Below are 11,487 nucleotides of genomic sequence, written 5' to 3'. Positions count from 1 at the left end.
ACGGCGCACGCCGACGATCCCTAGCGTGTCCATGAATGTGAATACCGTCCACACATGCGGCCACCTGTCTTAGGCGGCGGACCCAAGGAGACCCGAGGATGCCCGCTCCCCGCACCGTTCTGCTCACCGGCGCCGCCGGCGGGCTCGGCACCCTGATGCGGGACCTGCTCCCGGACCACGGCTACGAGCTGCGCCTGCTCGACATGCGCCCGATCGAGGGCGAGCCGGACGCGATCACGGCGGATCTGGCCGACCGGGAGGCCCTGCGGGAGGCCGTCCGGGGCGTCGACGCGATCATCCACCTCGCGGGCATCTCCCTGGAAGCCCCCTTCGAGAAGATCCTCAGGGCGAACATCGAGGGGACCTACAACCTGTACGAGGCCGCCCGCGAGGAGGGTGTCGGGCGCATCGTCTTCGCCTCCTCCAACCACGCGGTGGGCTTCACGCCCGCACCCTTCGGAGACGACCCCCTGGTCCCGATCGACACCCCACGCCGCCCGGACACCTTCTACGGCCTGTCCAAGTCCTTCGGCGAGGACCTCGCGCAGCTCTACTGGGACAAGCACGGACTGGAGACCGTCTCGGTACGCATCGGCTCCTGCTTCCCGGAACCCACCAGCGTGCGCATGCTGTCGATCTGGATGAGCCCCGCCGACGGCGCCCGCCTCTTCCACGCGGCCCTGACCGCCGAGCGCGTCGGCCACACCGTCGTCTACGGCTCCTCCGCCAACACGCGCCTGTGGTGGGACCTGTCGACCGCGCGGGCGCTCGGCTACGAGCCGCAGGACGACTCCGAGCCGTACGCCGAGAAGCTGATCGCCGAGCAGGGCGAGCTGGACCCGGACAACATCGCGCAGGCCCACCTGGGCGGCCACTTCGTGAGCGACCCGCCGATCTGGCCGTACTGAGCTGACCGTGCCGCACTGAGCCGGCCGTACTGACCGAAACACGTCGTATCGAGAGGGCGGGCGGGCACCGAACGGGCCCGCCCGCTCCCCTGTTCGGGCATCAGCACTGCCCGATCTCACGCCCTCCCCCGCTGCCCCGCAGGTCCGCGGCGGGCACCGACCCGGGCGAAACGGGCCCAGACGGGCACCATCGGGCCTGCAACAGGCCTGGTCACTGCCGCACGCCCGCTGTAGAACTTCCCCCATGGGCCCCACCGGGCCCGAACGGGCAGGAAGGCAAGAGGGCAGGTGTCGGCCATGAGCATGAGGACGGCGGAAGAACGCCAGCGGGAGATCGTGCGGGTCGCGCGCGCCACCGGCTCGGTCGACGTCACCGCGCTCGCGGCCGAGCTGGGCGTGGCCAGGGAGACCGTACGGCGGGACCTGCGCGCCCTGGAGGACCACGGCCTGGTGCGCCGCACGCACGGCGGCGCCTATCCCGTGGAGAGTGCCGGTTTCGAGACGACGCTCGCCTTCCGCGCCACCAGCCACGTACCCGAGAAGCGCCGGATCGCGGCTGCCTCGGCCGAGCTGCTCGGGGACGCCGAGACGGTCTTCGTCGACGAGGGGTTCACCCCGCAGCTCATCGCCGAGGCACTGCCGAGGGACCGGCCGCTGACCGTGGTCACCGCGTCCCTGCCGGTCGCCGGCGCGCTCGCCGGGACCGGGAACGTCTCGGTCCTGCTGCTCGGTGGCCGGGTCCGCTCCGGCACGCTGGCGACCGTCGACCACTGGACGACGAAGATGCTGGCCGGCTTCGTCGTCGACCTCGCCTACATCGGCGCCAACGGCATCTCCCGCGAGCACGGTCTGACCACCCCCGACCCCGCGGTCAGCGAGGTCAAGGCCCAGGCCGTCCGCGCCGCACGGCGCACGGTCTTCGCGGGCGTGCACACCAAGTTCGGGGCCGTCAGCTTCTGCCGGTTCGCCGAGGTCGGCGCGCTGGAGGCAATCGTGACGAGCACGCTGCTGCCGGCGGCCGAGGCCCATCGCTACTCACTGCTGGGGCCACAGGTCATCCGCGTCTGAAAAACCAACCCACCACCTCATAGGGCACCTCTCCACCCACTCGTACCCCTTATCTCCCTATACGTCCAGGAGCGATCCATGCGAACCCAGAGCCGACGGAGGCCGCGAGCCACGCTCGCCGCGGCCGCCGCAGGGACGCTGCTCGCCCCGCTGCTCTCCGGCTGCTGGGTCGGGGCGGGCGGGGCCGGATCGGGCGGCGACTCGATCAACGTGCTGATGGTCAACAACCCCCAGATGACCGAGCTGCAGAAGCTCACCGCCGCCCACTTCACCAAAGAGACCGGCATCAAGGTCAACTTCACCGTCCTGCCTGAGAACGACGTCCGCGACAAGATCAGCCAGGACTTCGCCAACCAGGCGGGCCAGTACGACGTCGCCACCCTCTCCAACTACGAGATACCGATCTACGCGAAGAACGGCTGGCTGGAGCCGATGAACCCGTACGTCGCCAAGGACCCGGCGTACGACGAACAGGACGTCCTGACGCCGATGCGTCAGTCCCTCACCGCCGACGACGGCAAGCTCTACGGCCAGCCCTTCTACGGCGAGTCGTCCTTCCTGATGTACCGCAAGGACGTGTTCGCCGAGAAGGGCCTGACGATGCCCGCGCATCCGACCTGGGCCCAGGTCGCCGACCTCGCCGCGCAGGTGGACGGCGCCGAGCCGGGCATGAAGGGAATCTGTCTGCGTGGTCTGCCGGGTTGGGGCGAGGTGATGGCACCGCTCACCACCGTCGTGAACACCTTCGGCGGCACGTGGTTCGACAAGGACTGGAAGGCGCGGCTGAACTCTCCCGAGTTCGAGAAGGCGACGAAGTTCTATGTCGACCTGGTGCGCAAGCACGGCGAGTCGGGAGCGGCCCAGTCCGGCTTCGCCGAGTGCCTCAACAACATGACCCAGGGCAAGGTCGCCATGTGGTACGACGCCACGTCCGCCGCCGGTTCACTGGAGGCGGCGAACTCCCCGGTCAAGGGCAAGCTCGGCTACGCCCCCGCGCCCGTCGAGAAAACCGACTCCTCCGGCTGGCTCTACACCTGGGCCTGGGGCATCCAGAAGGCGTCCCACAACCCCGACAAGGCCTGGAAGTTCGTCTCCTGGGCCTCCGGCAAGGAGTACGAGCAGCTGGTCGGCGACCAGATCGGCTGGGCCGACGTACCGGCCGGCAAGCGGGCGTCGACGTACCAGAACGCCGCCTACCGCAAGGAGGCCGCCGCCTTCCAGGAGATGACGAAGGAGGCCATCGAGGGCGCCCGCCCGAACGCCCCCGGGGTGCAGCCGCGTCCCGCGCCCGGCATCCAGTTCGTCGGCATCCCCGAGTTCACCGACCTCGGCACCAAGGTCTCCCAGGAGATCAGCGCGGCCATCGCCGGACGACAGTCCGTCGAATCGGCCCTGAAGAAGTCCCAGAAGCTCGCCGAGAAGATCTCCGAGGAGTACGAGGGACGATGACAGCGACGACGGCCCCTCTGGCCACCACTCCCGTACGCACGATGCGCCGGCCCTCGGCCCGGCTGCGCGCCTGGGCGACCCGGGCCCCGCTCCTCCCCGCCCTCATCTTCATGATCGCCGTGACCCAGCTCCCGTTCGTGGCCACGCTGGTGATCTCCTTCTTCGACTGGAACGCCCTCTACCCGAAGGCCCGCCACTTCACAGGCCTCGACAACTACCGCCAAGTCCTCACGGACGCGGACCTGCGCCACTCGGTGTGGACGACGGTGCTGCTGACAGCCGCGGTGGTCCTGGCCAGCCTGGTCCTGGGCCTGGCCCTGGCACTGCTCCTCGACCGGAGGTTCCCGGGCCGGGGCATGGTCCGCACCCTGCTGATCGCGCCGTTCCTGGTGGTACCGGTGGCGGCGGCCCTCCTCTGGAAGCACGTGCTCTACAACCCCGAATACGGCCTCTTCAACGGCCTGCTGCACTACGTCGGCGGACCCCAGCCGGACTGGGTCTCCAACACACCACTGCTGGCGGTCGAGGCGTCCCTGGTCTGGCAGTGGACCCCGTTCATGATGCTGATCCTGCTGGCGGGCCTGCAGAGCCGGGACCCGCAGCAGCTCGAGGCCGCCCGGGTGGACGGCGCGAGCGACTGGCAGATCTTCCGCCACATCACGCTCCCGCACCTGCGCCGCTACCTGGAACTGGGCGCCCTGCTCGGCTCGATCTACATCGTCCAGAACTTCGACGCGGTCTTCACGATCACGTCCGGCGGCCTGGGCACGGCGAACCTCCCCTACACCGTCTACCAGAGCTTCTACCAGGCCCACGAGAACGGCCTCGCCTCGGCCGCGGGCGTCCTGGTGGTCATCGGCTCGATCGTCATCGCGACCTTCGCCCTGCGCGTGGTGTCGTCCCTGTTCCGCGAGGAGGTGTCACGCGCATGAGCGCCACAGCCGTACGAGTACGCGGCCGCCGCAAGGGAGCCGGGCTGGGCCTGCTGGCCTGGCTGGCCGGGATCCTGTTCTTCCTCCCCATCGCCTGGATGGCGCTGACGTCCTTCCACTCGGAGCAGGACGCGGCGACGAACCCGCCGTCCTTCGGGGCCGCACTGACACTGGACGGCTACCGGGAGTTCTTCGGCACCGGCGGCGGGGCGAGCCCCTGGCCCGCGCTGGTCAACTCGACGGTGGCCTCGGTGGTGTCGACGGCGCTGGTCCTGCTCCTGGCGCTGCCCGCCGCCTACGCGCTTTCGATCCGCCGGGTACGGAAGTGGACGGACGTCCTGTTCTTCTTCCTCTCGACGAAGATGCTGCCCGCGGTGGCCGGCCTGCTGCCGGTCTACCTGTTCGCGAAGAACGCCGGAATGCTGGACAACATCTGGCTCCTGGTCATCCTCTACACATCCATGAACCTGCCGATCGCGGTGTGGATGATGCAGTCGTTCCTGGCCGAGGTGCCGGTGGCGGTGATCGAGGCGGCCCGAGTGGACGGCGCGCGACTGCCGACGGTCCTGACCCGCGTGGTCGCCCCGATCGCACTGCCCGGCATCGCGGCAACCGCCCTGATCTGCTTCATCTTCAGCTGGAACGAGCTGCTGTTCGCCCGGGTGCTGACGGGCGTGGTCGCCGAAACAGCCCCCGTCTTCCTGACCGGCTTCATCACCAGCCAGGGCCTGTTCCTGGCGAAGGTGTGCGCCGCGTCGCTCGTCATCTCCCTGCCGGTGCTCGCCGCGGGGTTCGCCGCCCAGGACAAACTGGTCCAGGGCCTGTCGTTGGGAGCCGTGAAATGAAGGCCGCCGTCATCGAGTCCGTGGGCAGGGCCGTCGTCATCGAGGTCCCGGACCCGACGCCGGGCCCGCGGGAGGTCGTCGTCGAGGTCGCGGCGTGCGGCCTGTGCGGCACCGATCTGCACATCCTCCAAGGCGAGTTCGCACCCAAGCTCCCGATCGTGCCGGGGCACGAGTTCGCCGGCGCGGTGGTGGCGGTGGGCACCCAGGTCACGGAGGTCGCGGTCGGCGACCAGGTGGCGGTCGACCCATCCCTCTACTGCTACGAGTGCCGGTACTGCCGTACGGGCCACAACAACCTCTGTGAGCGGTGGGCGGCGATCGGTGTGACGACGGCCGGAGGCGCGGCGAGGTACGCGGTGGCTCCGGTGGCCAACTGCGTACGGCTCCCCGAACACGTCCGCCCCCAGGACGCGGCCCTGGTGGAGCCGCTGTCGTGCGCGGTGCGGGGCTACGACGTCCTGCGGTCACGCCTGGGCGCGCACGTCCTGATCTACGGCTCCGGGACGATGGGGCTGATGATGCTGGAGCTGGCCAAGCGCACGGGTGCGGCGAGCGTGGACGTGGTGGATGTGAACCCGGCGCGCCTGGAAACGGCGCAACGGCTGGGGGTCTCGGCGTCGGCGGCCGCCGCGGACGAACTGGACCGGCCACAGGGCTGGGACGTGGTGGTGGACGCGACCGGGAACGCCGCCGCGATCCAGGACGGCCTGGACCGGGTGGCGAAGGCGGGCACGTTCCTTCAGTTCGGGGTCGCCGACTACGCGACGCGCGTGACGATCGACCCGTACCGCATCTACAACCAGGAGATCACCATCACCGGCTCCATGGCAGTCCTCCACAGCTTCGAACGAGCAGCGGAACTCTTCGCGAACGGAGTGCTGGACCCGGAGGTCTTCATCAGCGACCGCATCCCCCTGGACCGCTACCCGCAGGCGCTGGAGCAGTTCGCCGCGGGGGCGGGGAGGAAGATCGTGGTGGTGCCGTAGGGGAGCCGGCGAAAATCCAGCCCCTCCGCCGCACCCAATTGGCCGCCGGGTAAGGGAACGGTAAAGCGACCCCGCTCGTTCACCCGGCATGACAGCTATGACCCCCGGCTCGAACATCCCTCTGTCCGCCGCCCGCGTGACGGTGGACGTCGCCGCCCCCGTGCGGCTCGACGTATCGGGCCTGCTGCTCACCGCCGACGGCAAGGTGCGCTCCGACGACGACTTCATCTTCTACAACCAGCCGACCGGCCCGGGCGTGACCTACCGCTCGGGCGGCGGCGCGGCGCCCGACGCGATCACGGTCGACACCTCCGTCGTGCCCCCGGGCATCGAGAAGATCGTCATCACCGCGAGCCCGGACGCCGCGGGCCAGACCTTCCAGGGTGTCGAGCCCACGGCCACGATCCGCAACGCGGACGACAACAGCGTCCTGGCCACGTTCACGCCCCCGCAGCTCGGCACCGAGACCGCACTGGTGGTCGTGGAGGTCTACCTCCGCAACGGCGCGTGGAAGGCCCGCGCGGTCGGCCAGGGCTACGCCAACGGCCTGGCCGGCATCGCCACCGACTTCGGCGTGTCGGTCGAGGAACCCGCCGCGCCCGCCCCCGCGCAGCCGGTCGCCCCGCCCCAGCCCACCATGCAGCCCCCGGCCACCCCGCCCGCGCCGCCTCTCTCCACTCCCGCGGCCCCGCCCATTCCCCCGGCCCCGCCCGCGCCGCCGGCCGCCGCCCCCGGCACCGGGAAGATCAACCTCGACAAGGGCCGGGTCAGCCTCCAGAAGAACCAGACCGTCTCCCTGGTCAAGGGCGGCCGCCCCCTGCTCTCCCAGGTCAAGATGGGCCTCGGCTGGGAGCCCGCGTACCGCGGGAGCGACATCGACCTGGACGCCTCGGTCATCGCCTTCGGCCCGCAGCGCAACCACGTCGACAGCTGCTACTTCGGCAAGCTTTCCATCGTGGGCGGCGCCATCAAGCACTCCGGTGACAACCTCACCGGTGAGGGCGGTGGCGACGACGAGGTGATCGTCGTGGACCTCGGACGCCTGCCGCAGGACGTCACCGGCCTGGTCTTCACGGTCAACTCCTTCTCGGGCCAGAAGTTCACCGATGTCGCCAAGGCCTACTGCCGCCTGCTGGACGCCGCGACCGGCGAGGAACTCGTCCGCTTCGACCTCACCAACGCCGAGCCGCAGACGGGCGTGCTGATGGCGAAGCTGATCAGGCAGTTCTCCGGCGAGTGGGAGATGACCGCGATGGGTGACTTCGTCAAGGCACGCACCGTACGGAACATGGTGAAGCCGGCGGCCCAGGCGCTGTAGCCGCTCGGGCCCCGAAGGGGGCACGCGGTGACAAGGGGCTCGGCCGGCGACGTACGAGCCCCTCCACCGCCCCCACCCGCAGTCGCTTCACCGCCTACGCCCGCAGCCCCTCCGTCAGCAGCGACACATACCGGCGGATGGACTTTCCCTGTTCGTTCGCCAGTTCCGACGCCGTCGCCACGCCGTGGGCCAGCCGCAGGACCTCGATCGGCTCGATGTCCCGGCGCAGGGTCCCCGCCTCCTGCGCCGCCTCGACCAGCCGCGTCGCCGCGCCCCTCACGGAGGTGCCGCACGCCGTCACCGCGGCCACGCTGCCGTCCGTGACGGCCGAGCCCAGCAGGGCCTTCAGGCCGCGCACCTGGATCGTCCCGACGCAGAGCTCGTTCAGCCACTCCACCAGCGCCTCGCCCGGCGGCAGTTCTTTCCCGAGTTCTTCGGCCCGTACCGCCAGCGCCTCGATGCGGTCCACGTACGCGGCCTCGAGCAGCGCCTGCCGCGTCGGGAAGTGGCGGTAGAGCGTGCCGGACCCGACGCCGGCCCGCTTGGCGATGTCGTCCAGCGACGCGCCCTCCCCATGCTCGGCAAAGGCCTGCGCCGCCGCCTTCAACAACCGCTCATAGTTGCGCCGAGCGTCCGCACGCATGGGCTTGACCTGCGTCATCCAGTTACTCCTTGCAAACCGGGGACCCTCTCCGTATCTTATCGAGCATTAAACGGAGACAGTCCCCGCTTATCTCTGCGGGCAGTCCGTGCTGCCCGCATGTTCCACCACATCACCCGGGGACACCAGACAGGGAGCACTCCATGTCCACCCCGTCCGCACCGTCCACCCGCTCCACGGCCACCGAAGCGTCCCCTACGCCGCGCGAAAGCGCCCGACTGCGTACCGTCCTCCTCGTCATCGTCACCGCCTATCTCATGGTCGGAGTCGATTCCACGGTCGTGAACGTCGCCCTCCCGGACATCCAGCAGGACCTCGACTTCTCCCCCACCGGCCTGTCCTGGGTCCTCAACGCCTACACGCTCACCTTCGGCGGCCTGCTGCTCCTCGGCGGACGCGTCGGCGACATCGCCGGCCGCCGCCGTACGCTCACGGTCGGCGTGCTGCTCTTCGCCGGCTCCTCCCTTCTCGGCGGCCTGGCCACCGAGAGCGCCTGGCTGCTCGCGGCCCGCGCGCTCCAGGGCGTGGGCGCCGCCCTCACCGCACCCAGCACCCTCGCCCTGATCACCACCAACTTCCCCGAAGGCCCGCGCCGCAACCACGCCCTCGGCATCTACTCCTCCATGGGGGGCATCGGCGCCTCCCTCGGCCTGGCCCTCGGCGGCATGCTCACCTCCTGGGCCTCCTGGCGCTGGGCCCTGCTGATCAACGTGCCGATCGGCATCGCGGTCGCCGCCGCCCTCCCCCGCTTCGTGACCGAGACCCCACGCCACGCGGGCCGGTTCGACGCGGCGGGCGCGTTCACCGGCACGGCCGGGATGACCTCGCTCGTGTACGCGTTCATCCGCGTCTCGGAGGACGGCTGGAGCGACACCCAGGCGCAGCTCGGCTTCAGCGCGGCGGCGGCCCTGTTGGCCGGCTTCACCCTGATCGAGTCCCGCGCGGGCCAGCCGATCCTGCCGCTGCGTCTGTTCGCGAGCCGCGACCGCGCGGGCGGCTACGCGGGCGTCCTGCTGCTGCCCGCGGGCATGTTCGGCGCGTTCTACTTCCTCACCCTGATCAGCCAACAGGTCCTGGCGTACAGCCCGTTGCGCGCGGGATTCGCCTTCCTGCCCATGACCCTGGCGATGTTCACGACCGTGCGCTTCGTGCCACGACTCCTGGCGCGCCTCGGCGCCAAGCCGCTTCTGCTCACCGGCACGACCCTGCTCATCGCCGCGGCCGCGTGGCTGTGGCGACTCGAACCCGGAGACGGTTATCTGGCCGGCCTGTTCGGTCCACTGCTGCTGCTGGGCCTGGGCGTCGGCCTGAGCTTCATGCCGCTCAACGCGACCATCCTCGCGGGCATCGAGCCGCGCGAGGCCGGCGCCGCCTCCGGTCTGCTCCAGACCCTCCAGTGGCTCGGCGGCACCCTCGGGCTGGCCATCCTGGTCACGGTCTTCGGCACGGCGACCCGGCACGCGACCGGATCGCCTGCCGAGATCCTCACCGAGGGAGCGGCCCGCGCGTTCGGCGTCGCCGCCCTGATCGCGCTGGCCGCCCTGCTGGTGTCGGCGTTCGTGATCACGGGCAGGCGGCAGGCCACCTGAAGCTACGCGATGGAGCAACGCGCCGGCACAACGCGCTGTACGCGTTGGGCGCCGGCTGCCCGCCCAGGTGCGCATAGAGCACGGTGGAGTCCCGGCCGATCTCGCCCCGCGAGACGAGATCGATCAGGCCCGCCATCGACTTCCCTTCGTAGACGGGATCGGTGACCATGCCCTCCGTCCGCGCGGCGAGCCGCATGGCCTCCAGAGTGGACTCGTCGGGGACCCCGTACGTCCCCGCGTGGTACCGCTCGTCCAGCTCGATGTCCGTCTCGATCAACTCCTTCTCCACACCGAGGAGTTGACCGGTGTTGCGGGCGATCCGGGCGATCTGCTCCCGGGTGCGGGCGGGCTCCGCGGATGCGTCGACGCCGATCACGCGCCGCTGCCGCCCGCCCGCCTCCTCCAGCGCACGGAACCCGACGACCATGCCCGCCTGGGTCGGCCCGGTCACCGAGCACACGATCACCGTGTCAAAGAAGACCCCCGACTGCCGCTCCTGCTCAGCCACCTCATACGCCCACCCGGCGAATCCCAGTCCACCCAGCGGATGGTCAGAGGCACCGGCCGGAATGGCGTACGGCTTCCCGCCCGACTCCTCGACCTCCCGAAGCGCCTGCTCCCAGCTTTCCTTGAACCCGATGCCGAACCCGGCCTTCACCAGCCGTACCCGGGCCCCGGCCAGCCGGCCGATCAGGATGTTGCCGACCTTGTCGTACACCGAGTCGGGCCACTCCACCCAACTCTCCTACAACAGCACGCACTTGAGCCCGGCGCGGGCCGCGACGGCGGCGACCTGCCGGGTGTGGTTGGACTGCACCCCGCCGATCGACACGAGCGTGTCGCAGCCCTGCGCGAGCGCGTCGGCGACCAGGTACTCCAGCTTGCGGGTCTTGCTCCCGCCGTACGCGATCCCGGAGTTGCAGTCCTCGCGCTTGGCCCAGAGGGAGGCGCCGCCGAGGTGCCGGGTGAGCCGCTCCAGGGGGTGAACCGGCGAGGGGCCGAAGAGGAGGGGGTACCACTGGTACGAGAGCAGGGATACGGGGCCTCCCGATCATCTCACGTCCGTTGCGACTGCATGCGTGTTCGTCAAGTACTCAATCGCCGCCTTCATGCGCTCTACATCTTCTCCGAACAAGCCCAGCGCGGTGTTGCAGTTCGAGCACAGGATTCCACGGACCATTCCAGTGGTATGGCAGTGATCGATGTAAAATCTTTCGGCAACGTTCCGACCGCAGATGGCGCAGGAGCCTTGCTGCCGTTCCAGCATCGCCAGCACCGTGGCCACATCAAGCCCGTATTGACGGGCCCATTCGCGGGCCCTTTCCGCTGTGCGGCAACGCCAACCCGTCTGCACGTCAGACCCCTTGGTCGACGTTCGGCGCCGGATTGACGTTGGGCCGCACACCGAACAGACGGCTGCACGCGTGGCCTCGTCAACATCTGACAATCGGTGCTTTGCCGTACTCGGCTGTAGCAGCTGCCGCAGTTTCGGACAGGTCCATCTGCAACCGGGGGAACAGTAGCGCTTGTTCGAGGAGACGTGGACACTGAAGCGCTTCCCGCAGGCGTCGCGCTTGCACAGGCGCGTCTCCTTGCCCCGGTGCTGCGCTTCAGCAGCTGTCAGATCACCCCGCCGCATGAGCAGGGCGTAGTGCTTGCGGCAGTACCCCTGAGCTCCCCCTCTGCGGTCTCGTTCGCATAAGTCGAATCCGCACGGCGTACCCTTCGGCG

At 69.8% G+C, this 11,487-nt stretch carries 10 protein-coding genes and 1 pseudogene; 8 read left to right on the top strand and 3 right to left on the bottom strand.

All coding sequences use genetic code 11. The annotated features are described in order from the left end of the window. Positions 1-98: 98 nt before the first annotated feature. The 7 genes from ABT114_RS34025 (at position 99) to ABT114_RS33995 (ending at position 7,506) form a co-directional block, all read left to right on the top strand. Positions 99-908 carry an NAD-dependent epimerase/dehydratase family protein gene (locus tag ABT114_RS34025; RefSeq protein WP_351146774.1) on the top strand — a complete coding sequence of 270 codons (810 nt, stop codon included), beginning with the start codon at positions 99-101 and terminating at the stop codon, positions 906-908. A gap of 297 nt (positions 909-1,205) precedes the next feature. Next, complete coding sequence (locus ABT114_RS34020) at positions 1,206-1,976, top strand: DeoR/GlpR family DNA-binding transcription regulator (RefSeq protein ID WP_351146773.1); 771 nt, start codon at positions 1,206-1,208, stop codon at positions 1,974-1,976. 78 nt (positions 1,977-2,054) lie between these two features. Next, on the top strand, positions 2,055-3,425 hold the full coding sequence (locus ABT114_RS34015; RefSeq protein ID WP_351146772.1) for an ABC transporter substrate-binding protein: 1,371 nt from the start codon (positions 2,055-2,057) through the stop codon (positions 3,423-3,425). Continuing rightward, positions 3,422-4,357 carry a carbohydrate ABC transporter permease gene (locus tag ABT114_RS34010; RefSeq protein ID WP_351146771.1) on the top strand — a complete coding sequence of 312 codons (936 nt, stop codon included), beginning with the start codon at positions 3,422-3,424 and terminating at the stop codon, positions 4,355-4,357. Before ABT114_RS34015 ends, ABT114_RS34010 begins: the two co-directional genes overlap by 4 nt. Beyond that, positions 4,354-5,202 carry a carbohydrate ABC transporter permease gene (locus tag ABT114_RS34005; RefSeq protein ID WP_351146770.1) on the top strand — a complete coding sequence of 283 codons (849 nt, stop codon included), beginning with the start codon at positions 4,354-4,356 and terminating at the stop codon, positions 5,200-5,202. The genes ABT114_RS34010 and ABT114_RS34005 overlap by 4 nt, the downstream gene beginning before the upstream one ends. Beyond that, the gene (locus tag ABT114_RS34000; RefSeq protein WP_351146769.1) at positions 5,199-6,188 is read left to right on the top strand and encodes a zinc-dependent alcohol dehydrogenase family protein; all 990 of its coding nucleotides are present in this window, start codon (positions 5,199-5,201) and stop codon (positions 6,186-6,188) included. The genes ABT114_RS34005 and ABT114_RS34000 overlap by 4 nt, the downstream gene beginning before the upstream one ends. Before the next feature lie 97 nt (positions 6,189-6,285). Beyond that, positions 6,286-7,506, top strand: a complete 1,221-nt coding sequence (locus ABT114_RS33995; RefSeq protein WP_351146911.1) for a TerD family protein — start codon at positions 6,286-6,288, stop codon at positions 7,504-7,506. Between the two features lie 94 nt (positions 7,507-7,600). On the opposite strand, the gene ABT114_RS33990 is transcribed toward ABT114_RS33995, so the two are convergent. Then, a complete protein-coding gene (locus tag ABT114_RS33990; protein ID WP_351146768.1) occupies positions 7,601-8,167 on the bottom strand; it encodes a TetR/AcrR family transcriptional regulator in 567 nt (188 codons plus the stop codon). Positions 8,168-8,310: 143 nt separating this feature from the next. Here ABT114_RS33990 and ABT114_RS33985 point away from each other — a divergent pair, with 143 nt between their 5' ends. Further along, complete coding sequence (locus ABT114_RS33985; RefSeq protein WP_351146767.1) at positions 8,311-9,756, top strand: MFS transporter; 1,446 nt, start codon at positions 8,311-8,313, stop codon at positions 9,754-9,756. Here the strand turns inward: ABT114_RS33985 and ABT114_RS33980 are convergent. Beyond that, positions 9,731-10,789 (bottom strand): annotated as a pseudogene (locus ABT114_RS33980) (1-aminocyclopropane-1-carboxylate deaminase). The gene ABT114_RS33985 and the pseudogene ABT114_RS33980 overlap by 26 nt on opposite strands. 18 nt (positions 10,790-10,807) lie before the next feature. After that, positions 10,808-11,395 (bottom strand): endonuclease VII domain-containing protein, encoded by a 588-nt coding sequence (locus ABT114_RS33975; RefSeq protein ID WP_351146766.1) that lies wholly within the window; start codon positions 11,393-11,395, stop codon positions 10,808-10,810. Positions 11,396-11,487 lie beyond the last annotated feature (92 nt).

Source organism: Streptomyces sp. NPDC002088 (genome assembly GCF_040296605.1).
In the GTDB taxonomy this organism is placed as follows: Bacteria; Actinomycetota; Actinomycetes; order Streptomycetales; family Streptomycetaceae; genus Streptomyces.
This window is presented reverse-complemented; position numbering and strand designations above follow the sequence as displayed.